Raw genomic sequence first — 24859 nt, 5'->3', positions numbered from 1 at the left:
GGCCTTATTCCGGTGCGCTTCAGCAATTTTTGGGCGCAAGCCTATACTGGCGTCTACCAGAAGTGATTCGGGGGCCTGCCGATGTTCGCTCTCATGCAAAGCACTCGCCTGGAATCGCTGCACCTTAGCGTTGATCCGGTCTCCGGATTGAAGGCGGTCATTGCCATCCATAACAGTCGCCTCGGGCCAGCCCTGGGCGGGTGTCGTTATCTTGCTTACCCTAATGACGAATCGGCCGTCGAGGATGCCATCCGCCTGGCTCAGGGCATGAGCTACAAAGCTGCGCTGGCCGGTCTCGCCCAGGGTGGCGGAGTGGCCGTGATCGTGCGGCCGGCTCATGTGGAAAACCGTGGCGCGCTGTTCGAAGCCTTTGGCCGTTGCATCAATCAGCTCGACGGCCGTTACATCACTGCCATCGACAGCGGTACCTCGGTGGCGGACATGGACTGCATCGCCCAGCAGACCCAGCACGTCACCAGCACCACCTCGGCCGGCGACCCGGCGCCACACGCGGCAATGGGTGTGTTCACCGGGATTCGCGCCACCGCCATGGCGCGGTTAGGCAGCGACAACCTTGAAGGCTTGCGCGTGGCGATCCAGGGGTTGGGCAATGTCGGTTATGCCTTGGCCGAACAGCTGCACGCCGCCGGCGCCGAACTGCTGGTCAGCGACATCGACCACGGCAAGGTGCAACTGGCGATGGACCAGCTCAATGCTCATCCGATCGCCAACGACGCCTTGCTCAGCACGCCGTGCGACATCCTCGCGCCGTGTGGCCTGGGCGGTGTGCTCAACAGCCACACGGTCACCCAGTTGCGCTGCTCGGCGGTGGCGGGCTCGGCCAACAATCAGCTGACGCATCTGGATGTCGCCGATCAACTGGAACGGCGCGGCATCCTGTACGCGCCGGATTACGTGATTAATGCCGGCGGCTTGATCTACGTTTCCCTCAAACACCGGGGCGAAGAGCTGACGACCATCACCGCGCACCTGTCGAAGATCAGCTCGCGCCTGACTGAAGTGTTTGCTCACGCCCAGGCAGAAAAACGTTCACCCGCGCGGGTGGCGGACGAACTGGCGGAGAAGGTGTTGTACCGCTGAGGTTTGTCCGGACATGAAAAAGCCCCTGAGTCGTTCAACTCAGGGGCTATTCAATTCAGAGGCTTCAATTCAGGTGTCGATTATTTCGCAGCCTTCGCCGCTTTGGCAGGTTTGGCCGGGGCTTCTGCCGGTTCTGCCGCGTCTGCCGTCTCGGTCGCCACAACCGGTGCCGCCGGTGCGTTGATCAGCTCCGACAGGGCATCAGGCTGGCTCTTGAACGCCCGGGCGAACACATCGCGGTTCTTCGCCATGAAGATCCCGACTTCTTCCACCTGCTGCTCGCTCAACGAAGGAACGGCTTTTTCCAGGACTTCGGCCAGCAACTCGGCCAGTTCGAGCATTTTGTCATGACGGTCAGCTTCGGCTTTATCCATGAACAAGCGCTCCAGATCTCGGCTGCTGCGGTATACCACTTCGACGGCCATTCACCACCTCACATGCCTTCACATTAAGTTGTCTTTGCGACTACTGTATCTATATACAGCGAAAAGGATAAGCGAATCCCTGCGCTTTGGGTAGTGGCTTTTTAATGTAGACCGGATTCGGATTTTGTCAGGCCTAATGCGCCGCGCAGGTGCGACCAAACGCCACGGCGCGGCTTTCGCGCCGTCTCGCCATGATGGCGTGGCCTCTTTTCTGCATGCATCCGCGTGCGTGTGCAATAACCGTCACGTCCAACGCGCAACATCCGCTCGAACCGGGCTAAGGAACCTTCATCGTGAAAATCAACTGGGCCGAGAAACTGCGGCAAAACGTGCATCAACTGGCCGAGTCCCTGGGCAACCTGTTCGTCGAGACCTTCCACTATCTGGCGCTGTTCGCCATTGGTGCGGTGACCGCCTGGGCGGCGGTGATGGAGTTTCTCGGGATGCTCGAGGAAGGGCACATCAAGATCGATGACATTCTGTTGCTGTTCATCTATCTGGAACTGGGAGCGATGGTCGGGATTTATTTCAAGACCAACCACATGCCGGTGCGCTTCCTGATCTATGTGGCGATCACCGCATTGACGCGCCTGCTGATCTCCAACGTCTCGCACCACAACCCGCCGGACATGGGCATCATCTACCTGTGTGGCGGGATTCTGCTGTTGGCGTTCTCGATCCTGGTGGTGCGTTACGCTTCGTCGCAATTCCCTTCGGTGAAAATCGAGAAGCCGCAACGCAAGCTCGGTGCGGGTTCCGGTGAACACCCTGAGATCGAGAAAGGCGAGCTCTAAAGACCGATCGATGGCCGGTGCTGGCCTTTGATCTGGCGCGGTGGCGGGGTGAGCCCGTCGCCGCGGGTCATGGCTTCAAGGATCGCCATGGCGCTGTGGCCCTGTTCGATGGCGATGCCGAACTGAATGCTTTGCACCAGTCGCTTGAGGCGCTTGGGGTCGTTGCGCTGTTCGGCGCTGATCATTCGTTTGGCGACGATACGGCCGCCGTTCGAAAGGGTCAGCATGATGCTGCCGTCGAGGCCCTGAATGCTCAGGTTGATCTGATAGTCCGGCGCGAAGGCATCGGTAATGATCTGAAAAGGATTGTCCATGATGCGTCACCGCCTGATTGAACGTGCAGTTGTTGACCGGCCTTGATCGGGTTGGTTCGCCAAACCTGATCATCGGCCCTTCCGTGGTCCTGTCTCCTTCAGCGATGTAGCAAGGGACATGCCGGGAATATTGTCGAACAATGAAACCGGCCAAAAAGAAGGCGAGCCCATGGCTCGCCTTCTTTATTTGCGGCTCGTTTCAGGGCAGAACCGAGTAGATGATCGCTGACAGTGCAATCAGGCCGATCAGCACCACGAACACGTTGGACGCCTGGCCCGAATACTGGCGCAAGGCCGGCACACGACGGATCGCGTACATCGGCATCAGGAACAACAGGCAGGCAATCACCGGCCCTCCGAGGGTTTCGATCATGCCGAGGATGCTCGGGTTGAAGGTCGCCACGGCCCAGCAGCTGAGGATCATGAACAGTGCCGTCGCACGGTTCAGCCAGCTCGCCGACATCACCCGGCCACGGCCACGCAGGCTTTTGACGATCATGCCCTGGAAGCCTTCGCTGGCGCCGATGTAGTGGCCGAGGAAGGATTTGGTGATAGCCACCAGCGCGATCAGCGGCGCGGCGTAAGCGATGACCGGGGTCTGGAAGTGGTTGGCCAGGTACGACAGGATCGAAATGTTCTGCGCCTTGGCCGCTGCCAGATCGGCCGGCGACAGCGCCAGCACGCAGCTGAAGCAGAAGAACATCACCGTCACCACCATCATGCCGTGGGCCATGGCGAGGATGCCGCTGCTCTTGCGTTCGGCCTGGTCGCCGTAGCGCTGTTTCTGCTCGACGGCGAACGCGGAAATGATCGGCGAATGGTTGAACGAGAACACCATCACCGGGATCGCCAGCCACAGGGTCTTGAGGAACACCGACATTTCCATCGGTTCTTGAGCACTGGCGAAGAATGCGCCGTTCCAGTTCGGAATCAGGCTGATACCGAGCAACAGCAACGCGGCGACGAACGGATACACCAGCACGCTCATGGCTTTGACGATCACGCTCTGACCGCAACGCACGATGGCCATCAAGCCGAGGATCAACGCCAGCGACAATACCGCGCGCGGCGGCGGGGCGATGTGCAACTGGTGCTCGAGGAAGCTGCTCAGGGTGTTGGTCAGCGCCACGCTGTATACCAGCAGGATCGGGAAGATCGCGAAGAAATACAGCAGCGTGATCAGTTTGCCGGCGCCGATGCCGAAGTGTTCTTCCACCACTTCGGTGATGTCACCGGAGCGGCCGGACAGCACGAAGCGGGTCAGGCCCCGGTGCGCGAAGAAAGTCATCGGGAACGCCAGCAACGCCAGGATCAGCAACGGCCAGAAGCCGCCGACACCGGCGTTGATCGGCAGGAACAAGGTGCCGGCTCCGATGGCCGTGCCGTACAGGCCGAGCATCCAGGTGGTGTCGAATTTGCTCCAGCCCTTGTGGGCAGTTTCGTTGTTGCGTGTGCGGTCTACAGCGGGATTTTCGGCAGCAGGTGTGCGTACATCGGTCATCGTTTTTGCCTCGTTATTATTCTTGCTCGGGCTCACGTGTTACGGGCGGTCAGGGAGCGCTCCTCAGCACTCCACCCAGCTCACGGCCAGGCCGCCCCGTGAAGTCTCTTTGTATTTGTCATGCATGTCGGCACCGGTATCGCGCATGGTGCGGATCACCCGGTCGAGGGAAATGAAGTGTTTGCCGTCGCCGCGCAGGGCCATTTGCGTGGCGTTGATTGCCTTCACGGCGGCGATGGCGTTGCGCTCGATGCACGGCACCTGTACCAGGCCGCCGACCGGGTCGCAGGTAAGGCCGAGGTTGTGTTCCAGGCCGATTTCGGCGGCGTTTTCCAGTTGCTCCGCAGTGGCGCCGAGCACATCGGCGAGACCCGCAGCGGCCATCGCACAGGCAGAGCCAACTTCGCCCTGACAGCCGACTTCGGCGCCGGAGATCGAAGCGTTTTTCTTGCACAGGATGCCGACCGCGGCCGCGCCCAGAAAGAACGCGACTACGTCATCGTCCGACGCGTCCGGATTGAATTTCATGTAGTAGTGCAGGACGGCCGGAATGATCCCGGCGGCACCGTTGGTCGGCGCGGTCACCATGCGGCCGCCGGCGGCGTTTTCTTCGTTGACGGCGAGGGCGAACAGGTTGACCCACTCCATCGCCGACAGGGTCGAGCTGATGACGTTCGGCTTGCCGATTTCCAGCAGGCTGCGGTGCAATTTCGCTGCGCGACGCGGAACATTCAGACCGCCGGGCAGGATGCCTTCATGGCTCAGTCCCTGCTCGACGCATTCGCGCATCACTGACCAGATGTGCAGCAGGCCCTGGCGGATCTCGGCATCGCTGCGCCAGGCCCGTTCGTTGGCCATCATCAATTCGGAAACACGCAGGTTGTGTCTGTTGCACAGCGACAGCAGTTCAGCGGCGCTGGAAAAATCGTACGGCAACACCACGTCGCCGGTCGGTGCCACACCAGACTCGGCTTCGGCCGCTTCGATGATGAAACCGCCACCGACCGAGTAGTACGTCTGCTCGAACAGTTGCCCGGATGCACCGAAGGCTGTCAGCGACATGGCGTTGGGGTGGTAGGGCAGGCTCTCGTCCAGCAGCAGAAGATCGTGCTGCCAGTTGAAGGCAATCGAGCGTTGACCCGCGAGAGACAGTTGGCCTGTCTCGCGCAGTTGCTGGATGCGTGGTTCGATGGTCGACGGATCGATGCTGTCCGGCCATTCGCCCATCAGGCCCATGACCGTTGCGCGGTCAGTGGCGTGGCCGACGCCGGTGGCCGAAAGCGAGCCGTACAAGCGGATTTCCACCCGTTGCACATCGTTCAGCAAATGCTGGTCGATCAGGGCCTGGGCGAAGGTCGCGGCGGCGCGCATCGGGCCGACGGTATGAGAACTGGACGGACCGATGCCGACTTTGAATAGATCGAAAACACTGATAGCCATGCTAAACCCTTACAAGCAATGGAGTAGGAATCGCTGCCATTTTTTGTAGGACAAGCGCAATGTCGGCGATACTGCCTACCTCGCTTCAACGTGACTAACGAAACTTCCTAAGTAAGCCTTTAGCAGGACTAAACAATGAGTCGTCAATTGCATGCCCAGACTTACGTCTGGCTGCAGGTGTTTTCCTGTGCCGCGCGGCACCTGTCATTCACCCGTTGTGCCGAAGAACTGCACATCACGCCGGGGGCGGTGAGTCAGCAAATCCGACAGCTGGAAGAGCGTCTGGGCTTTCGCCTGTTTCACCGTCGTGCCCGGGGCGTGGAGTTGAGCGCAGAAGGGCAGCGACTGGCGATCACGGTCAATGAGGCTTACGGCAGCATCGACGCGGAATTGCGTCGCCTTGATGCCGGGATGATCAGCGGGATTCTGCGGGTGCGTTCGATTCCGTCGTTCCTCAGCAAATGGCTGACACCGCGCCTGCCGCGTCTGCAACAGCGTTATCCGGACATCCAGCTGCGACTGGTGGCCGAGGACAGCAGCGTGCCGTTGCACGAAGGGGATTTCGACCTGGCAATCGACTTGAACGACGGCAGTTATCCGGGACTGTTATCCACAGCCTTGCTCGACGAGCAGATTTTCCCGGTGTGCGCGCCGGGACTGCTGCGTGGGCGGCCGCCGCTGCACGGGCCGGCGGATCTTGTGCATTTCCCGCTGCTGCACGACATCACGGCCTGGCGCGGCAGCTATGAATACGCGGAGTGGGAGTTTTATCTCAATGCCATCGGTTTCGAAGGCGCCGACGTACGGCGTGGGCACACGTTCAATCGCAACCACCTGACCATCGAAGCGGCGATTGCCGGCATGGGCGTGGCGATTGCCCGGCGCACGCTGCTCAACGATGAGCTGGAGCGGGGGACGTTGATCGTGCCGTTCGGGATTTCGGTGCCCAATCACAAGCGCTATGTCTTGCTTTATGCGCCGGGGGCGTTGAGCCATCCGGGCGTGCGGGCGGTGCATGACTGGCTGGTGGAAGAGGCGGGGATTTTCCGCAGCCTGCACCCGTTGAGTGATGGCCAATTGTGAGCAGATTTTTCAGGGAGCTGAGGCGACCCAACTCCCGACCTTACCAGCGCTTCACTCGGTTGTCCGGCTTTTTTTGCGTATGAATATTTATCTTTTTTCAGGGGTTGAAATGTTCGTCCGGCGGGCCGATTGTTGTAATCAAGAGGTCACGAAATCCTGTTCAAGGCCTCTTGCGAGCTAGCTGAAATAAGGGATGAACTATGCAAATCCAAGTCAACAGCGACAACCATATTCAAAGCAGCAAACGACTGGAGGAGTGGGTACGAACCACAATTGAGAGCACGCTCGACCGTTATGAGGAAGACCTGACCCGTGTCGAAGTCCATCTGAGCGACGAGAACGGTGACAAACCAGGCCCTCATGATTTGCGCTGCCAGCTGGAAGCGCGGCCAAAAGGCCATCAACCGATTTCCGTCACCCACAAAGCCGATTCGCTGGAACAGGCGATCGATGGTGCAGCCGAAAAACTGGAGCACGCGCTGGAGCACCTGTTTGGCAAACTGCGCGGCAAACCGCGAGCCGCTGTGGTGCCATTCACAGGCAAGGCCAATGACAAGCTGTTGGCGGAAGAGTTTGACGAGAACGAACAGGCAGCGATCAACAGTTGATGCGCTGATTTTCCAAGCCACCCAATGAGAAAGGGCCTGCAATTGCAGGCCCTTTCTGTTTTCAGCAGGGATCAGAAAGCGACGGAGGTCTGCACGTACACCGTACGCGGCTCACCCACATACTTGCCCTTGTTGTTGTCATCGAACGAGCGGGTGAAGTACTGGGTGTTGAAGATGTTCTTCACCCCCACCGCCACGTTCAGGTCCGACAGCTGCGGGCCGAAGTCATAGCCGGCACGGCTGCTGAACAGCATGTAGCCCGGGATCTTGCCGGTGCTGCCGTCGGCGCTTTCCTTCGAAGTGTTGGCATTGTCGGCGAACTGATCGCTCTGGAAGCTGCTGTCCAGGTTCAGCTTCCACGGCCCTTCGGTGTAACCGACGCCGATCGTGCCTTTGTGCTTGGACGAGAACGGCACACGATTGCCCTTGTTCGGACCGTCTTCGCGGATGGTCGCGTCGACATAGGCGTAAGTGGCGTAGACATCGAAGCCGGCCAGCGCCGGGCTCAAGTCGTCGAGGGCGTAATTGACGCTGGTCTCGATACCCTGATGGCGGGTCTCACCGCGGGCGATCACCGAATCGTTGGTCTGGTTGCTTTCGTACTGGTTGTCGAAGTTGATCAGGAACGCGCCGATTTCTGCTCGCAGCGCACCGTTGTCATAACGGGTGCCGAGCTCCCAGGTGCGGGCCTTCTCCGGTTTCACTTCGCCGCTGCTGACGCGGTTGGGCATCTGGCTGTATTGCACGCTGCCGAACGAGCCTTCGGTGTTGGCGTACAGATTCCAGCTGTCGGTCAGGTGGTACAGCACGTTTAACGCCGGCAGCGCGGTGTTGTAGTCGCCTTTGTATTTGACGTTGGTCAGGTTGTTGGTCTGTTGCGACTCGATCATCTCGTAGCGCACGCCCGGGGTGATCGTCCACTTGCCGATGTCGATCCGGTCATCGACGAAGAACGCGTTGGCCTCGGTGCCACCGCGAGTGTCGCGGTCATTGCGGCTATTGGTGGTGGGGAATTCGTTGCTGCTGATCGGGGTGCGATAGCGCAACTCGTGACCAGCCTCGTTGATGTAACGATAGCCGACGCCGACTTCATGGCTGGTCGGGCCGAGGTCGAAACCTTGGGCGAAACGGGTTTCCAGACCGCGAACCCAGTATTCACGCGGCGACAGCGACAGGAACGTGCCCTGATCCAGGTAACCGCTGCGCAGGGTCTTGGTGAAGAAGGTGTTGGCGGTGAATTCGCGGCGATCTTCCTGATAGCGGTAGCCGAAATTGAACATCGTGCGACGGCCCCAGAACTGGTCTTTCGGCCGGGTCGACTGATACGGATCGGCATCGTAGTCGGCGACACTCAGGCCACCGGGCATGTCGGCCTTGCCTTCGTAATACTGGGCCATGGCGTTGAAGCTGTTGGCTTCGTCGAGCTGGTATTTGCCCTTGAGGATCAGGTCGTCGATTTCCGTGTCGCTGTGTTCGCGCCAGTCGCCACCGCGAGTACCGGAATACAACAGAGCACCGCCCAGACCATTGGCATTGGTGCCGCCGGCCAGCAGGTTGGCGCTGGTCTTGAAACCGTCGTGGCTGGACGATGGGCTGGTTTCGGTCTGGAAACCGCCCTTGACGGTCGGCTCGTCCGGAATCGCCCGGGTCACGAAGTTGACCACGCCGCCGACGTTCTGCGGGCCGTAACGCACGGCGCCGCCGCCCCGCACCACGTCCACCGCGTCCATGTTGCCCATGCTGATCGGTGCGAACGACAACTGTGGTTGACCGTAAGGCGCGAACGGCACCGGAATGCCGTCCATCAAAACGGTCGAACGTGCAGCCAGGCGCGGGTTGAGGCCGCGAATGCCGAAGTTCAGCGCCATGTCGTGACTGCCGGTGCCGTTGTTTTCCGGGGCGTTGACCCCGGGAATGCGGTTGAGCACATCACGGGCCTGGGTCGCGCCCTGGCGTTCGAACTCTTCGCGGCGGATCACGTCACGGGCGCCGGGATGTTCGAAGACGTTGACCTGCGCTGCTTCACCCAGCCAGTCGCCGACCACTTTCGAGGTGTCCAGCTCCAGGGCGCTGTCGTTCGATGGTTGCAGGCTGAAGGCATTGCCGCCCTCGGCGCGGGCTTGCAGGCCAGTGCCTTCGAGCAGCGCGTTCAGACCTTGTTCCGCTGTGTAGCTGCCTTCCAGTCCACGGCTTTGCACACCGCTGGTGACCTGCGAGCCAAAGGAAATCAGCACCCCGGCTTCACGGCCGAACTGGTTGAGGGCGTTTTCCAGCGACGACGGGGCGATGTGATAAGCCTTGGTGTCGGCAGCCAGCGCATGGGGCAGGGCACTGAAGCTCAGGCTGGCGCCGAGGACAAGATTGCGCAGGGTTCGGGCCAACGGCGTGAGGCGGGTGGGGTGCATGGAGGACGGTCCTGAGAAGGTTGAATCAAGGGGGCTTTCCTTCTCTGTCACGCCAGATCTGAAAAACGGCTCATTTATTTTTGCAGGGGACGCGGAGCGTCCGGGGCTGCATTCCCACGCGGAGCGTGGGAACGATCAGGCTTTAGCTTCGACCGTCACCCAGTAGCGAGTAAAACGCTTCACTTTTACTGGCAGGCTGATTTCCAGCAGATCGAGAATCCGCTCGCTGTCGTCCAGTGGATAAGTCCCGGAGATCAGCAAGTCAGCCACTTTCGCATCGCAATGGAGTTGCCCGCGACGATATCGGCCGAGTTCGTCGAGGAAGTCGCCCAGGCGCATGTGCGCGGCCACCAGCATGCCGTCGGCCCAGGCGCCGCTGTTGGCGTCCAGTGGTTTGGCTTCACCAAAAGAGGTGGCGCTGAAACTCAATTGCCGGGCGACCGGCAGCAACATCGGTGCGCGACCTTGTGTGCTCAGCTCGACCCGACCTTCAAATAACGCAATCTGCGTACGATCGGCAAACTGACGCACGTTGATCCGTGCCCCCTGGGTTTTCAGCAGGCCCTGGGCGGTTTGCACTTCGAAGGATCGGGTGGCGGTCAGCAGCATTTCGCCTTCGAGCAGGCGGATCAGGCCATCGCCCCGGACATCCGCCGCACTCGCAGTATTGAGTTGTAACTGTCCGCCCGCTCCGAGCGATATTTTGCGCCGCTGACCGATCGGGCTGCGGTAATCGGCCAGCAGCGACGGCAACGGATTGTGCTCGCGCATCCCCCAGGTGACTGCCGAACCGGCGCCGAGAAGCATCAACAATTTGAGAGCCTGACGCCGACTGCCGGACTTTGGCGCGTTCAACGCGGCATGGGCCAGCGGCGATGACAAACCCCGCAACCGTGAATTGACCCGCTGAATGTGCTCCCACGCGCGGCGGTGTTCACTGTGGGCGTCGATCCATTGTTGCCAGGCTTGTTGCTGGCGCGGATTCAACGGGCCTTGCTGCATTTCCAGCAACCAGTGCACGGCCTGTTCGGCGACCTGCGCGGAAAAATCCATCGGCGCGTTCACAGGGCGAAGTAACAGCGCATGGCTGCCTTGTTCAGATGACGTTTGACCGTGGCCACGGAGATACCCAGTTCGGCGGCGATCTGCGGATAGGTCAGGCCATCGACCTGCGCCAGCAGAAATGCACGTTTGACCGCGCGCGGCAGGCCGTCGAGCAACTGATCCAGCTCCATCAGGGTTTGCAGGATGATCGCTTTCTCTTCTTCAGAAGGCGCAACCACTTCCGGCATCTGCGCGAGGGTGTCGAGGTAGGCGCGTTCCAGATCCTGGCGACGGTAATGGTTGAACAGCACGCGCTTGGCCAGGGTGGTGAGGAATGCGCGCGGTTCGATGATTACCGGCGGTTCTCGTGCGGTCAGCACCCGAATGAACGTGTCCTGGGCCAGATCGGCGGCGCTGTCCGGGCAGCCGAGTTTGCGCCGCAGCCAGCCGGTGAGCCAGCTGTGGTGGGCCTGATACAGCGATTCGACGGGATGGGCGGACGACAACGGCATCACTCCGGGCGCATGCAGGATGCGTTAGAGAACAAGAATGGTTCGCATTGTAGGGCCGCGAATGCATGCCGGCAATCAGACTCTTTTGCGTATGAGAATATTTATCATTAATATCGCATGCCTGCCGTCTCGGCCTGTTGGCCGGGCGTTAACCGTTTCAGGGTCGAAACATGAAAGCCAAACTCGCCACACTCCCCATGTCCTATCGTCTGGCCGTCACTTCGCGGGTACTCGCGGCGGTGTTTGGCGGCTATCTGGTCGCGGCGCTGGCCAGTGTCACGCTGACCATGTGGTTGCCGTTGAACCGCGCCGAAGCAGTTGTGACCGGCATGACTGTCTCGTTTCTGGTCTATCTGGTGGCCGTGCTCTGGTGCTTCGCCTGCCGCAGCGCGTGGGCGGCGTGGGTCGGCTTGCTGGTGCCCAGCGTGATTCTGGCGACGATCTCCGGCGCCGCTCGCGGTCTGGGTTACGCATGAAAGAGGGTTTCCGCCAGGCGATGGCCTGGTTGCATACCTGGACCGGACTGATTTTTGGCTGGCTGCTGTTCGCGATTTTCCTGACCGGGACGCTGGCCTATTTCAAGGACGAGACCAATCACTGGATGCAACCGGAAATCCCGTCGCGCCCGCTCGATGCCGATGCGAGCCTGACGCTGGCGCAAGCCTATCTGCAACAGCGTGCGGCCGACGCGCCAAGCTGGCAGATCACGCTTCCCGATGCGCGCGAGCCCGGGATCACTGTAGGTTGGCAGCAAGCCCCGGCCAAACCCGGTGAGCGCGGCCGATTCACCGAAAAAATCCTCGACGCCCAGACCGGTGCCGAAGTGCCCGTGCGCAAAAGCTTCGGCGGCGAATTTTTCTACCGCTTCCACTTCCAGCTGCAAATGCCTTATCCGTGGGGCCGCTGGCTGGCGACCAGCGCCGCGATGGTGATGTTCATCGCGCTGATCACCGGCATCATCACCCACAAGAAAATCTTCAAGGACTTCTTCACCTTCCGCCCGCGCAAAGGCCAACGCACCTGGCTGGACGGGCATAACGCGGTGGGCGTGCTGGTGCTGCCTTTTCACCTGATGATCACCTACAGCAGCCTGGTGATCTTCATGGCGATGGTTATGCCGGCGAGTCTTTTGGCGTCCTATGGCAACGATCGCAGTGCGTTTTACGATGAAGTATTTCCCGAGGCTCCGACCCCGGAGCGTGCAGGGATTCCCACCACGTTGCCGCCGATGGCGCCGCTGCTGGCACGCGCAAGTGAGCACTGGGGCGGCGGACATGCAGCGCGGGTGACCGTTAACACCCCGGCGACGCCAATGCCTCGGTACAGGTGTCGCGCGCCAGCTCCGACAAGATCACCTACGAGTACGGCAGCGACGTGACCTTCAATGGTGTGACCGGGCAAATCCTCGGTGCGACCCCGGCCAAACCGCTGCCCATGACGATTGCCGGCAGTTTCTATGGTTTGCACATCGGCCACTTCGCCGGCCCGGTGTTGCGCTGGTTGTACTTCATCTGCGGCTTGGCCGGTACGGCAATGATTGGCACCGGACTGGTGATCTGGCTCGGCAAGCGTCAGCTCAAACACGCCAAAAGCGGTGTCATGCCGTTTGAATTGCGGCTGGTCGAAGTGCTGAACATCGCCAGCATGGCCGGGCTGGTCAGTGCGGTGGCGGTGTTCTTCTGGGCCAACCGCTTGTTGCCCCTGAGCCTCGACGGTCGGGCCAAATGGGAAGTGAACGCGTTCTTTATCGCTTGGGGTTTGAGCGTCGTGCATGCGTTGCTACGGCCCGGTCGCAAAGCCTGGGTCGAGCAATTGACACTGGCCGCGCTGCTGTTCACCACGGTGCCGTTGCTCAATGCGTTGACCACCTCGCATCACCTCGGCGTCACGCTGACGCAGGGTGACTGGGCGTTGGCCGGTTTCGACCTGACCTGCCTAGGCGCCGGTCTGTTCCTGGCGTGGGCCGCATGGAAAATGCAGCGTGCCGGCCACACCGTCCGCGTGCAAAAAACGCCTCGCGAAACGGCCCGGTCGATCACGCTTGAGCAGGGGACGCACTGATGCTGCTGGCGCTGTTGCTGTGTTATGCCGGATTCACTGCGCTGTGTCTGTCGATGCCGCGACATCACGATGAGCTGTTGGGCTACAAGCCTTCAACCCGACGCGCAAAAAATCTGAAGCTCGTTGGTTGGTTGCTGCTGTGCCTTTCACTCTGGGCCGCCGTGGCTGCCAACGGGTGGGGTTTCGGACTGGTCGACTGGTTCGCCGTGTTGATGTTCAGCGCATTACTGCTGGTGCTGCTGATGCCCTATCGACCGAAACTGGCAATGGCGCTGGCAGCGTTGAGCCTGATGGCTACGCCGGTCGCCGCATGGGCATGGTGATGCAATGCTGATCGGTCATCCCCCGGAATCCCGCGACGATGAACCGAGCGGTGCACGTGCGCATTTTCTTCAAGTGTTCCTCTCGCAGCGTCCGCAAATGGAAGCGCTGGTGAATCGCCGCGTCGGCTGTCGGGCCACGGCAGCGGATCTGGTGCAGGATCTGTTCCTGCGATTCTGGCGCCGCCCGCTGGTGCAGGTCGAAGAACTCAGCACCTACCTGTTGCGCTGTGCCGGCAACATTGCCATCGACCATTTGCGCAGCGAAGGCACGCGGGTTCGGGTCAACGAAGGCTGGCAACCGGATGAACCGGACAGCAGCGCCAGCGAACCGCAAGCCGCACTGGAAGCAGGCAATGATTTGCGCCATGTCGAAGCGGCCTTGCGTGCATTGCCCGAGCGCACGCGGCAGATCTTTTTGCTCAATCGCATCCACGGGCGCAAGTACGCCGAGATCGCCAAAGCCATGGGCTTGTCCCAAAGCGCCGTGGAAAAACATATGATGCGCGCCCTCGAGGCCTGCAAGGCCAGCCTGCGCGAACCCGCGCCACGCCTGCCAGGGACAGCACCGTGAATCACACCGACCGCGTCACCCCGACGCCCGCTCAGGAGCAGGCGGCTTTTGCCTGGCTGAGCCTGTTGCACGACCGCCCCAGCACCGGTGATCAACTGACTTTCAGCCAATGGCTGCGTGCCGACCCGGCCCACGCCGAGGCTTACGCCCAGGCGCAAGTGGTGTGGGAAATGAGCGAAGGGCCGGCCCGCACTCTGGCGGATGAAGAGTCGTTCGCCTTGCAGGGTTACCTGAATGCGATGGACCGGCCGCGCCGACCGCAGGTCCGGCACTGGGCCGGAGCGCTGGCGATGGCGGCCTGTCTGTTGTTGATGATCAGCTTCGGCACCGGTTGGCAGCCGCAGCGCTGGATCGATGATCTGGGCGCCGATTATGTTTCGGCCCCCGGCGAAATCCGCACAGTGACATTGGCCGACCAATCCCAGGTCACGCTGGATGCCGACAGCGCCATCGCCGTGGATTTCAGTCATGGCGAGCGGCATGTCCAGGTGCGGCGGGGCGCCGGTTTTTTCAGCGTGACCCACACCGGCGAGCCGTTCGTGGTCGAGGCCGAGAAGGGCCAGGCGCGGGTGCTCGGCACGCAGTTCGAAGTGCGCCTGCAACCGCATGGCGCACAAGTTACCGTGTTGTCCGGGCGCGTCGGCGTGACGGCCGCGCGGGATGCCGAGCAGCAGGTTCTCACCGCCGGTCAGCAAGTGGCGTATGGCGAAGGCGCAGCACAAAAACTGCACGCCGTAGACAGCGAAGCGCAACTGGCCTGGCGTCAGGGCTGGCTGACTTACTACAAGTCGACACTGGCGGATGTGGTGCAGGATCTGCGGCGTTATTACCCGGGACGGATCGTGTTGCTCAATGACGAACTGGGCGCGCGCAAGGTCAGCGGAAGCTTTCCGAGCAAGGACCCACAAGCCGTGCTGAATTCGCTGCAAGGGGTTCTGGGATTCGAGCAGCATCAGGTGTTGGGCAAGCTGATTATCCTGCGCTGAAAATATTTTCATATTTGTGGTGAGGTAAATCCCGGCGCCATCCGTGTAGTGACTGAAACTGCGAGTCATTCGCATCCGTTGCGGTTCTACACAGGTCATGAACAATGAAGTCCAGGGCAAAATCGGGTTCGGTCAAACAGTGGTTCGGTGCCTCGGCGCTGAGTTTTGCGGCGTTGGCGTTGCTGCCGATGAGCGTGGCGCAGGCCGCTGACAGCAACAGCAGCCAGCCACAGAAACAGTTCAGTTTTTCCCTGGCCGCCAAACCGCTGCCGCAAGCCCTGAGCGACTTCAGTCGCGTGACCGGCCAGAGCGTGGTCTACACCGTTGAAGTGCCGTACGGCCTCGATGCGCCGGCGGTCAACGGTCAGATGAGCGCCGAACAGGCGTTGCAGCGTCTGCTCACAGGTTCCGGTCTGACCTTCCGCCGTACCGACAGCCATACCCTGGCACTCGAACCACAACCGACTGCAGGTGCGTTAAACCTCGGCGCGACGAACATCACCTCGGTCATGGATCAACCGATGAGTTATCAGCCACCGGAAACCAGTTCGGTGATGCGTTCCTCGGCCTCGCTCCAGGAAATCCCGCAGACCGTCAACGTGATCCCGGCTCAGGTCATTCGCGATCAGGCACCGCGCAATCTCGATGATGCGCTGGCCAACGTCAGTGGTATCACTCAGGGCAACACCTTGGGCAGCACCCAGGATTCGGTGATGACCCGCGGCTTCGGCGACAACCGCAACGGCTCGATCATGCGCGACGGCATGCCGGTGGTGCAGGGCCGTGGCATGAACGCGACCGTGGATCGTGTCGAAGTGCTCAAGGGCCCGGCCTCGCTGCTGTACGGGATTCAGGACCCGGGCGGCGTGGTCAACATGGTCAGCAAGAAGCCTGAATTGACCCAGTACAACGCGCTGACCCTGCGCGGCTCGACCTACGGCGACGGCAAGAATGGCAGCGGTGGTTCGCTCGACAGCACCGGTGCGCTGGGCGATTCCGGGCTGGCTTATCGGATGGTGCTGGATCACGAAGACGAAGATTACTGGCGCAACTTCGGTACTCATCGTGAATCGCTGATCGCGCCGTCTCTGGCCTGGTACGGGGAGCGCACCAAGCTGTTGTTCGCTTATGAGCATCGTGAATTCCTGACGCCGTTCGACCGTGGCACGCTGATCGATCCACGCACCAACCACCCGCTGGACATCTCGCGCAACGAGCGTCTTGACGAGAAATTCAACGACATGGAAGGGCGCTCGGATCTCTATCACTTCGAGGCCGACCACGAACTCAACGACGACTGGAAAGCCCACTTCGGCTATAGCTGGAACCGCGAAACCTACGATGCCAGCCAGGTCCGCGTGACCGCGATCGACACCAAGAAAGGCACGCTGACCCGCAGCATGGACGGCACCCAGGGCGCGATCAGCACCGACCGCTTCACCACCGCCAGCCTTGAAGGCAAGGTCAACGTGCTGGGCATGCAGCATGACCTGGTGTTCGGCGTCGATGACGAGTACCGCAAGATCTACCGCGCCGACCTGATCCGCCAGAAAAGCCTGAGCACCTTCAGCTACGTCAATCCGGTCTATGGCCGTGAAGTCGCAGGCACCACCGTCAGCCCGGCGGACAGTGCGCAGACCGATCTGCTGCGCAGTGATTCGGTGTTCCTGCAGGACTCGATCCACCTCAACGACCAGTGGATTCTGGTGGCCGGCGGGCGCTTCCAGGAGTACGACCAGTACGCCGGCAAAGGTGTGCCGTTCAAGGCCAACACCGACAGCAACGGCCAGAAGTGGGTGCCGCGTGCAGGCCTGGTGTATCGCTACACCGACGCGTTGTCGTTCTACGGCAGCTACACCGAGTCGTTCAAACCCAACTCGACCATCGCCCCGCTGAGCGGCAGCAGCACCGTGCTCGACGGCAGCATCGCGCCGGAAGAAGCCAAGTCCTGGGAGCTGGGTGCACGCCTCGACATTCCTGGGCGTGTCACTGGCAACATCGCCTTGTTCGACATCAAGAAACGCAATGTGCTGGTGGCCAACGCCGAAGGCCCGACCACGATTTACAGCGCCGCCGGTGAAGTGCGTTCCCGTGGCCTGGAAATGGACCTGACCGGCCAGCTCAGCGACCGTTGGAGCATGATCGGCAGCTACGCCTACACCGACGCCGAGGTCACGGAAGATCCGGACTACAAAGGCAACAAGCTGCAAAATGTGGCGAAAAATACCGGCTCGCTGTCGGCGGTCTACGACTTCGGCAGCGTGATCGGCGGCGATCAACTTCGGGTCGGCGCCGGAGCGAGATATGTCGGTGAACGAGCGGGTAACGCAGTGAATGATTTCGAGCTGCCGAGCTACACCGTGGCCGATGCGTTCGCCACGTACGACACCAAAGTCGAAGGGCAGAAGGTCAAGTTCCAGCTCAACGTGAAGAACCTGTTTGACCGCACCTACTATACCTCGGCGGCCAGTCGGTTCTTCGTGTCGATGGGCGATTCGCGGCAGATTTCGTTGTCGAGCACCTTAGAGTTTTAAGTCAAGATCAAAAGCCCCTCACCCTAACCCTCTCCCGGAGGGAGAGGGGACTGACCAGAGATGTCTGGCGTCATACATCGACCTGAAAGACTTGGTCGATTTTGGATTCACAGCCAATCGTTCAGGTCGGCGTCACTTTTCAATATCCCCCATTCGGTCCCCTCTCCCACCGGGCGGTCCGACGTTTCGGGAGGGTTAGGGTGAGGGGAAAAGGGCTCAGCGCAAAAACGCCTGGCGATATTCGCCGGGCGTTCCACCCAGCACCTGGCGAAACCGGTTGGTGAAGTGGCTGGCACTGGCAAATCCGCATGCCAGGGCAATCTCGCCCAACGGTAACGACGTCCCGCGTAACAACTCCCGGGCCCGGCTCAAACGTCGCGCCAGCACATACTGATGCGGCGGCAAGCCGAAGCTCACCCGGAACATCCGCGCAAAGTGGTATTCCGACAACGCACACAACCCCGCCAGTTGCCCGAGGCTGATCGGCTCGGCCAATTGACTGTCGATGAACTCCACCAATTGCCGACGTTGATGCGGTGCCAATCCACCCTTGAGGCGCAAGCCCTCACGCACGCCAACCTGGCTCAGCAAGGTATGGCTGATCAACTCGTGGGCCAGGCTGCTGGTCAGCAAACGCTCGCCGGGCTCGTCCCAGTTCAAGGTCAGCAACTGGCGAAACCGTCGGGCCTGTTGCGGATCTTCCAGAAAGGTCTGTTCGCGCAGCTGCATTTCCCGAGGTTCGCGATCCAGCAGCGTGACGCACCCCAGGGCAAATTGTTCGGCGCTGAAATACAGGTGAGCGAGGCGAATGTCGCCGTTGATGACCCAACCCGATTCGTGGTCGGCCGGCAGGATGCACAGCTTGTCCGGGCCGCCCTTGTGGCCGGGCTCGCCACGGCGGAAGGTGCCGGTGCCTCCGGCGATGTAGCAGGAGAGGGTGTGATGGCTCGGCGCTTCGTATTCCTGGGCGTCGTGGTGATTGGTCCACAAGGCTGCAGACAGGCCGTCACCCAACTCGGCGCTGTGCACAAGGCGTGCATTGGGCGAGTTGTTGAGGGCTTGGAAGACTTGCAGGGTATCGATGGCGGCCATGATCGGTTCTCTTCAACGCCTTGCATCCTACTCCGTAGATTTCGCGCTGCCAGCCTGCGCGCCGACAAAAGCGCAAGTTTATGCAAGCGCGGGTGGAGGACGCGGACGGACACTGGAATCCAATCGAGGAGTGTCTGCCATGAACCTGTCGTTGTATCTGTTGACCGTGCTGATCTGGGGCACCACCTGGATCGCCCTTAAATGGCAATTGGGTGTGGTGGCGATTCCGGTGTCGATCGTCTATCGCTTCGGCCTCGCCGCACTGGTGCTGTTTGCGCTGTTGCTGCTCAGCCGCCGTCTGCAACCGATGAACCGGCGCGGACATCTGATCTGCGTTGCGCAGGGTTTGTGCCTGTTCTGCGTCAACTTCATGTGTTTTCTGACGGCCAGCCAATGGATTCCCAGCGGCCTTGTGGCGGTGGTGTTTTCCACAGCAACGTTATGGAACGCGCTGAATGCGCGGGTGTTCTTCGGTCAGCGCATTGCGCGCAATGTGTTGATGGGCGGGGCGCTGGGGCTGGGCGGTCTGGGTCTGTTGTTCTGGCCGGAACTGGCAGGGCATCACGCCACTCCGCAAACTCTGCTCGGCCTGGGGCTGGCGCTTTGCGGCACCCTGTGCTTTTCGGCGGGCAACATGTTGTCGAGCCTGCAACAGAAGGCCGGCCTCAAACCGCTGACCACCAACGCCTGGGGCATGGCCTACGGCGCAGCGATGCTGTCGGTGTGGTGTCTGGTCAAAGGCATTCCGTTCGAGATGGAATGGACATCGCGCTACATCGGCGCTCTGCTGTACCTGGTCATCCCCGGTTCGGTGATCGGTTTCACCGCGTACCTGACTCTGGTGGGGCGCATGGGCCCGGAACGCGCGGCTTATTGCACGGTGTTGTTCCCGGTAGTGGCGTTGAACGTCTCGGCCTTTGCCGAAGGCTATCAATGGACGGCGCCGGCGTTGGCGGGGTTGGTGCTGGTGATGCTGGGCAATGTGCTGGTGTTTCGCAAACCCCGCGCACCGATACTGCCGACTCAAGGCAAGCTTGCCTGAGAAACATGAGCGCTGAATGTTCAGCGCTCAACTTTTATGACGATGTAAATCAATAACGGAAATATGAAGTCGACAATGTGTCGGGCCCAGTCTTTGGCATTCCATGTTTTTGAAGTGTCCATGTCGAACCATTCAACACCGATGATTTGCAGGCATACGTAATAAACGAATATGGCAATCATCAAGCCAATGATCGAAAGTTTCTTCGCCTCGTGGAAGGCTTCTGCTGATTCGTTGATTTTCCGATAAAGGTGATAAGTGCCCAGCAGGCAGCAAACGGTGTAAATCACCTCCAGCGTGATGATCAGCCAATAGATGCGGTGGTGAAGCAAGGGTGAGGTGATTGCCCGATAGCGAATGTTTTCGTTGATCTGGGTGGTGTCCATACTGAGGACGTGCCCGACATATTCATAGTTCGACGGGTAGTCGGTGAAATTGCTGTGCATCACGAGGATGCCGAAGAAGCTGATGTAAGCCATGAGTATGACTTTGCTGTAGCGGACAAGTTGATCGGTGGTCAGATTTTTCAAGGCTGATGTTCTCCAGAGAGCTTTAATGTCTGGAGAGTCTATAGCGGCAGTATCTGTTTCGTTGTTCAGTTCAATTGCAAGTTATGTGTTCTGGATAAAGCATCGGGCAAGTGCGACATCGCACTTGCCCGATCCTTTAACCGCGCCAGACTTGTGGATTGACCAGGTCCTGCGGCCGTTCCCCGAGCAGAGCGCTGCGCAGATTGGCCAGCGCACGGTTGGCCATGGCTTCGCGGGTTTCATTGGTCGCCGAGCCGATGTGCGGCAGGGTGACAGCGTTTTTCAGCTGGAACAGCGGCGACTCGGCCAGCGGCTCTTTCTCGTAGACGTCGAGGCCGGCGCCGCGAATGCGGTTGTTTTGCAACGCTTCGATCAATGCCGGCTCGTCGACCACCGGACCACGGGAGATGTTCACCAGAATCGCGTCCGGTTTCATCAGCGCCAGTTCGCGATGGCTGATCAGGTGGCGGGTCTTGTCGCTGAGCGGTACCACCAGGCAGACGAAATCGGCTTCGGCCAGCAGTTGCTCAAGGCTGCGGAACTGCGCGCCGAGTTCCTGTTCCAGTTCGGTCTTGCGGCTGTTGCCGCTGTAGAGGATCGGCATGTTGAAGCCGAAGCGTCCACGACGGGCGACAGCCGCGCCGATGTTGCCCATGCCTACGATGCCAAGGGTCTTGCCGTGTACGTCGCAACCGAACAGTGGCGCGCCGACGCTGGCCTGCCATTGGCCGGCCTTGGTCCAGGCGTCCAGTTCGGCGACGCGGCGGGCGCTGCTCATGATCAGGGCGAAGGCGAGGTCGGCGGTGCTTTCGGTCAGGACGTCCGGGGTGTTGGTGAGCATGATCCCGCGTTCGTTGAAGTAGGCGAGGTCGTAGTTGTCGTAGCCGACGGAGACGCTGGAGACCACTTCAAGTTTGGCGGCGGTTTCCAGTTGGGCTTTGCCGAGTTTGCGGCCGACGCCGATCAGGCCGTGAGCGTGGGGCAGGGCTTCGTTGAACTGGGCGTTGATGTCGCCGTTTTTCGGGTTGGGGACGATGACTTCGAAGTCCTGTTGCAGGCGTTCGATCATGGGTGGGGTGATGCGGCTGAAGGCCAGGACTGTTTTTTTCATTGGCATTGGGCTCGGCTTTGGGCTTGATGCCAAGCAAGCTAACATTTCTGATTTGGGTTGTCTTGGCGGCCTCTGGGCCGACCATGCTCTTTGGGTTTTTGGGTGAATATCCGTTTCTGCGGTAACGGCTTCTTATGGTTTCGCCCTTACGGCGAGTCACTTTTGCAGACGCCCAAAAGTAACCAAAACGCTTGGCCCCGGCGTTCGGCACCTCGCTTTGGCTCGGTGTTCCTTCGTTCCGGGACTCATCCGGGGGCACCGCCTCCGGTTTGCTTCGCTGCACCTCCTCTCGGTGTGTTCGACTTCGTCGAACGGCGCTGCGCGCCCACCCCCGGATGATTCCCTCCACTCAGCCTTCCGATGGGGCCGGCACGTCAAGAGCGGTACTCGAGCTAACGCTCATTGTGTTGAGTGGTGGAAAGCCAAAGCCAAAGCCAAAGCGGAGGCGGAAGCAGGAGCAGATGCGGCAAAAAAGCGGTGGAAGTAGGAGTGGAAGCTGATGCTGATGTGGATGCGTGAGCGAGTTGCGTGCATCTTAAAACCCGAATTCACCTCGGTATTTCACGTCGGCGTACCTCTCCAAAACAACTCGGTCGGTCCCCTCTCCCTCTGGGAGAGGGCTAGGGTGAGGGGGTGGCGCCCTCCGCATCACCCCATTTTTCAGGCCGGCCAACTCAGTTCGCCACCCGCACCCCCGCCAGACTCCCACTCATCTCATAAGCCGCCAGTTCCGCCTGATGCCCCGCCAATATCTCCGGCAAGGACCCTCGCAGATATTCAACCCAGGTTTTGATCTTCGCATCCAGATACTGGCGCGACGGGTAGATCGCATACAGGTTCAGTTCCTGCGAGCGGTAGTTCGGCATTACCCGTACCAGCGAGCCGTTGCGCAGAGCTTCGATCGCGGCATAGACAGGCAATACACCGACACCCATCCCACTGATGATCGCGGTTTTCATCGCGTCGGCGGAGTTCACCAGGAACGGTGAGCTGTTGATGGTGACCATTTCCTGGCCTTCCGGGCCGTCGAATGCCCATTTTTCCAGGGGGATCACCGGGCTCACCAGGCGCAGGCAGGCGTGGTTCAGCAGGTCGCTGGGTTTTTGTGCGCAGCCGTTGGCTTTCACGTAGGCCGGGGAGGCGCAGACGATGCTGTAGGTGATGCCCAGGCGTTGCGAGACGAAGCCCGAGTCCGGCAGTTCGCGGGCCAGGACGATGGACACGTCGTAGCCTTCGTCGAGCAGGTCCGGTACGCGGTTGGCCATGGTCAGGTCGAAGGTCACGTCCGGGTGGGTCTTGCGGTAGCGGGCGATGGCGTCGATCACGAAGTGCTGGCCGATGCCGGTCATGGTGTGGACTTTCAGTTGTCCGGCCGGGCGGGCGTGGGCCTCGCTGGCTTCGGCTTCGGCCTCTTCGACGTAGGCGAGGATCTGCTCGCAGCGCAGCAGGTAGCGCTTGCCGGCTTCGGTTAGCGCGATGCGCCGGGTCGTGCGGTTGAGCAGGCGGGTTTGCAGGTGGGCCTCAAGGTTGGAGACCGCGCGCGAGACGTTGGCGGTGGTGGTGTCGAGTTGCACGGCAGCGGCGGTGAAGCTGCCCGCTTCGGCCACACAACTGAAGGCGCGCATGTTTTGCAAAGTGTCCATGGGGTGCTCTCAAGGGAGATGGCAAATTGTGACACGAAGTTTCAGGGGCTGAGACCCCCGACCAAGGGATTATCTCGTTAACGGTAACAAAGATTCACAGGAATCCCAGCTTATCGCCGTAATGGCGCCCCCCTAGAATTGCGCCCACCTCGAAACATCCCCCACCTCAGGAATTCGCAGCAGTGCCGCGTCGCATCAACAGAGCGCTTTTGCCGCTCAGTGTTCTGGCTTTTACGTTAGGTCTCAGCGGCTGCATCGGAACCGCAGGCATTGCCCCGCAGGGCAAGGCACTGGAGGCCAATGAACTGGCCACCGACGAGGCCATCGCCCACGCCGCCCGTGACGCAAACTGGCCCACCGCGCAATGGTGGCAAGCCTACGGCGATCCACAACTCAATCGCTGGATCGACCTGGCCGTGCAAGGCAGCCCGACCCTGGCCATGGCCGCCGCGCGAGTGCGTCAGGCCCGGTCCATGGCAGGTGTCGCTGAAGCCGCCGAGTCGTTGCAGATCAATGGCGAGTCGACCCTCAAGCGCCACAACTGGCCGACCGACCAGTTCTACGGTCCCGGTGAGCTGGCCAACAGCACCACCTGGGACAACAACGCCGCGCTGGGTTTCAGTTACGCCCTCGACCTCTGGGGCCGTGAAAGCAACAGCACCGAGCGGGCCGTCGATCTGGCGCACATGAGCGCTGCCGAGGCGCGGCAGGCGCAGCTCGAGTTGCAGAACAACATCGTGCGCGCATACATCGAGTTGTCGCTGCATTACGCCCAGCGCGACATCGTCGCGGCGACGCTCAAGCAGCAACAGCAGATTCTCGAGCTGGCGCAGAAACGCCTGAACGGCGGGATCGGCACGCACTTTGAAGTCAGCCAGGCCGAAACCCCGCTGCCGGAAACCCATCGGCAACTGGATGCGCTGGACGAGGAAATCGCCCTGAGCCGCAACCAGATCGCTGCACTGGCCGGCAAAGGGCCGGGCGCTGGCGCGCAGCTGCAGCGTCCGACCCTGTCCCTCGGCGCTGCGCTGAAACTGCCGTCGGCACTGCCCGCCGAACTGCTCGGTCAGCGTCCGGACGTGGTCGCCAGTCGCTGGCAAGTGGCGGCGCAGGCACGCGGGATCGATGTGGCGCATGCCGGGTTCTACCCCAACGTCGATCTGGTCGGCAGCCTCGGCTACATGGCCACCGGCGGCGGGGCGCTGGAGTTTCTGACCGGCAAGAAGCTCAACTACAACGTCGGACCGGCGATCTCGCTGCCGATCTTCGACGGTGGGCGACTGCGTGCCGAACTCGGTGAAGCGTCGGCGGGTTATGACATCGCGGTGGCGCATTACAACCAGACTCTGGTCAATGCGCTGAAGAACATCTCGGATCAGTTGATCCGCCGCGAGTCGATGGACAAGCAGCAGACGTTCGCCGCCGAGTCCGTGGCCACGGCGCAGAAGACCTACGACATCGCGATGATCGCCTACCAGCGCGGGCTCACCGATTACCTCAACGTGCTCAATGCCCAGACCTTGCTGTTCAAACAGCAGCAGGTTCAGCAGCAGGTGCAGGCAGCGCGGTTGAGTGCCCATGCGGAACTGGTGACGGCGTTGGGTGGTGGTCTTGGCGCGGGTAAAGACGTGCCGACTGCCGAACAGACCGCCGCACCGAAAACCCCGGCCCTCCTGCGTTGAACACACAACCCCTGTGGGAGCGGGCTTGCTCGCGAAGAGGGAGTGTCAGGCAGCCCA

The 24859-nt window shown here is 60.9% G+C and carries 21 protein-coding genes and 2 pseudogenes; 12 read left to right on the top strand and 11 right to left on the bottom strand.

The window, feature by feature from the left end; translation table 11 throughout:
- Positions 1–81: 81 nt before the first annotated feature.
- Positions 82–1101: a Glu/Leu/Phe/Val dehydrogenase dimerization domain-containing protein gene (locus ACW9HX_RS20775; RefSeq protein ID WP_457382046.1), complete on the top strand. Its 1020-nt coding sequence runs from the start codon at positions 82–84 to the stop codon at positions 1099–1101.
- 167 nt (positions 1102–1268) lie between these two features.
- Here ACW9HX_RS20775 and ACW9HX_RS20770 read toward each other — a convergent pair.
- Positions 1269–1526, bottom strand: a pseudogene (locus ACW9HX_RS20770) (YebG family protein); the annotation flags it as partial.
- Positions 1527–1819: 293 nt separating this feature from the next.
- On the opposite strand from ACW9HX_RS20770, the gene ACW9HX_RS20765 reads away from it, so the two are divergent.
- Positions 1820–2320: a phosphate-starvation-inducible protein PsiE gene (locus ACW9HX_RS20765; protein ID WP_003221775.1), complete on the top strand. Its 501-nt coding sequence runs from the start codon at positions 1820–1822 to the stop codon at positions 2318–2320.
- Here the strand turns inward: ACW9HX_RS20765 and ACW9HX_RS20760 are convergent.
- The 3 genes from ACW9HX_RS20760 to ACW9HX_RS20750 form a co-directional block, all read right to left on the bottom strand.
- Positions 2317–2634 (bottom strand): DUF3509 domain-containing protein, encoded by a 318-nt coding sequence (locus tag ACW9HX_RS20760; RefSeq protein ID WP_085711734.1) that lies wholly within the window; start codon positions 2632–2634, stop codon positions 2317–2319. The genes ACW9HX_RS20765 and ACW9HX_RS20760 overlap by 4 nt on opposite strands.
- A 199-nt stretch (positions 2635–2833) precedes the next feature.
- A complete protein-coding gene (locus ACW9HX_RS20755; protein WP_457382045.1) occupies positions 2834–4135 on the bottom strand; it encodes an HAAAP family serine/threonine permease in 1302 nt (433 codons plus the stop codon).
- A gap of 63 nt (positions 4136–4198) precedes the next feature.
- Positions 4199–5575, bottom strand: coding sequence for an L-serine ammonia-lyase (locus ACW9HX_RS20750; RefSeq protein ID WP_457382044.1), 1377 nt, complete (start codon positions 5573–5575; stop codon positions 4199–4201).
- Positions 5576–5710: 135 nt separating this feature from the next.
- Here ACW9HX_RS20750 and ACW9HX_RS20745 point away from each other — a divergent pair, with 135 nt between their 5' ends.
- Together ACW9HX_RS20745 and ACW9HX_RS20740 are read left to right on the top strand one after the other, a co-directional pair.
- Positions 5711–6658 (top strand): LysR substrate-binding domain-containing protein, encoded by a 948-nt coding sequence (locus ACW9HX_RS20745; protein ID WP_457382043.1) that lies wholly within the window; start codon positions 5711–5713, stop codon positions 6656–6658.
- A gap of 200 nt (positions 6659–6858) precedes the next feature.
- Positions 6859–7266: an HPF/RaiA family ribosome-associated protein gene (locus ACW9HX_RS20740; protein ID WP_025109399.1), complete on the top strand. Its 408-nt coding sequence runs from the start codon at positions 6859–6861 to the stop codon at positions 7264–7266.
- A 71-nt stretch (positions 7267–7337) separates the two neighbouring features.
- Here ACW9HX_RS20740 and fecA read toward each other — a convergent pair whose 3' ends face one another.
- From fecA to ACW9HX_RS20725, 3 genes are all read right to left on the bottom strand, one after another.
- The gene (fecA, locus tag ACW9HX_RS20735; protein ID WP_457382042.1) at positions 7338–9671 is read right to left on the bottom strand and encodes a TonB-dependent Fe(3+) dicitrate receptor FecA; all 2334 of its coding nucleotides are present in this window, start codon (positions 9669–9671) and stop codon (positions 7338–7340) included.
- Between the two features lie 135 nt (positions 9672–9806).
- Entirely contained in the window at positions 9807–10736 is a 930-nt protein-coding gene (locus ACW9HX_RS20730) for a DUF4880 domain-containing protein (protein ID WP_457382041.1), read from the bottom strand.
- Positions 10733–11221 carry a sigma-70 family RNA polymerase sigma factor gene (locus ACW9HX_RS20725; RefSeq protein WP_085730110.1) on the bottom strand — a complete coding sequence of 163 codons (489 nt, stop codon included), beginning with the start codon at positions 11219–11221 and terminating at the stop codon, positions 10733–10735. Before ACW9HX_RS20725 ends, ACW9HX_RS20730 begins: the two co-directional genes overlap by 4 nt.
- Positions 11222–11397: 176 nt before the next feature.
- Here ACW9HX_RS20725 and ACW9HX_RS20720 point away from each other — a divergent pair, with 176 nt between their 5' ends.
- The 6 genes and pseudogenes from ACW9HX_RS20720 to ACW9HX_RS20695 all read left to right on the top strand — a co-directional run bounded on the left by ACW9HX_RS20720 (position 11398) and on the right by ACW9HX_RS20695 (position 17702).
- A complete protein-coding gene (locus tag ACW9HX_RS20720) occupies positions 11398–11703 on the top strand; it encodes a DUF3649 domain-containing protein (protein ID WP_457382040.1) in 306 nt (101 codons plus the stop codon).
- Positions 11700–13288 (top strand): annotated as a pseudogene (locus tag ACW9HX_RS20715) (PepSY-associated TM helix domain-containing protein). Before ACW9HX_RS20720 ends, ACW9HX_RS20715 begins: the two are co-directional and overlap by 4 nt.
- Positions 13288–13611 carry a DUF3325 domain-containing protein gene (locus ACW9HX_RS20710; protein ID WP_457382039.1) on the top strand — a complete coding sequence of 108 codons (324 nt, stop codon included), beginning with the start codon at positions 13288–13290 and terminating at the stop codon, positions 13609–13611. Before ACW9HX_RS20715 ends, ACW9HX_RS20710 begins: the two are co-directional and overlap by 1 nt.
- Before the next feature lie 4 nt (positions 13612–13615).
- A complete protein-coding gene (locus tag ACW9HX_RS20705; protein ID WP_457382038.1) occupies positions 13616–14182 on the top strand; it encodes an RNA polymerase sigma factor in 567 nt (188 codons plus the stop codon).
- A complete protein-coding gene (locus tag ACW9HX_RS20700; RefSeq protein WP_457382037.1) occupies positions 14179–15168 on the top strand; it encodes a FecR family protein in 990 nt (329 codons plus the stop codon). The genes ACW9HX_RS20705 and ACW9HX_RS20700 overlap by 4 nt, the downstream gene beginning before the upstream one ends.
- 104 nt (positions 15169–15272) lie before the next feature.
- A complete protein-coding gene (locus ACW9HX_RS20695) occupies positions 15273–17702 on the top strand; it encodes a TonB-dependent siderophore receptor (RefSeq protein ID WP_457382036.1) in 2430 nt (809 codons plus the stop codon).
- Positions 17703–17918: 216 nt separating this feature from the next.
- Here ACW9HX_RS20695 and ACW9HX_RS20690 read toward each other — a convergent pair whose 3' ends face one another.
- A complete protein-coding gene (locus tag ACW9HX_RS20690) occupies positions 17919–18794 on the bottom strand; it encodes a helix-turn-helix domain-containing protein (protein WP_457382035.1) in 876 nt (291 codons plus the stop codon).
- A 139-nt stretch (positions 18795–18933) separates the two neighbouring features.
- Between ACW9HX_RS20690 and ACW9HX_RS20685 the strand changes: the two genes are divergently transcribed.
- Entirely contained in the window at positions 18934–19836 is a 903-nt protein-coding gene (locus tag ACW9HX_RS20685; RefSeq protein WP_457382034.1) for a DMT family transporter, read from the top strand.
- A 20-nt stretch (positions 19837–19856) separates the two neighbouring features.
- Here the strand turns inward: ACW9HX_RS20685 and ACW9HX_RS20680 are convergent, their stop codons facing one another.
- The 3 genes from ACW9HX_RS20680 to ACW9HX_RS20670 all read right to left on the bottom strand — a co-directional run bounded on the left by ACW9HX_RS20680 (position 19857) and on the right by ACW9HX_RS20670 (position 23120).
- Positions 19857–20366, bottom strand: a complete 510-nt coding sequence (locus tag ACW9HX_RS20680) for a DUF2165 family protein (RefSeq protein ID WP_457382033.1) — start codon at positions 20364–20366, stop codon at positions 19857–19859.
- A gap of 136 nt (positions 20367–20502) precedes the next feature.
- Complete coding sequence (locus tag ACW9HX_RS20675) at positions 20503–21477, bottom strand: 2-hydroxyacid dehydrogenase (RefSeq protein ID WP_457382032.1); 975 nt, start codon at positions 21475–21477, stop codon at positions 20503–20505.
- A 674-nt stretch (positions 21478–22151) separates the two neighbouring features.
- A complete protein-coding gene (locus ACW9HX_RS20670) occupies positions 22152–23120 on the bottom strand; it encodes a LysR family transcriptional regulator (RefSeq protein WP_457382031.1) in 969 nt (322 codons plus the stop codon).
- Between the two features lie 182 nt (positions 23121–23302).
- Here ACW9HX_RS20670 and ACW9HX_RS20665 point away from each other — a divergent pair, with 182 nt between their 5' ends.
- On the top strand, positions 23303–24802 hold the full coding sequence (locus tag ACW9HX_RS20665; RefSeq protein WP_457382030.1) for an efflux transporter outer membrane subunit: 1500 nt from the start codon (positions 23303–23305) through the stop codon (positions 24800–24802).
- The last annotated feature ends 57 nt before the right edge of the window (positions 24803–24859 follow it).

This window comes from Pseudomonas sp. SDO52101_S400 (assembly GCF_054071635.1).
Note: the sequence above shows the minus strand (reverse complement) of the source record. Positions and strands in the feature narration are given on the sequence as shown.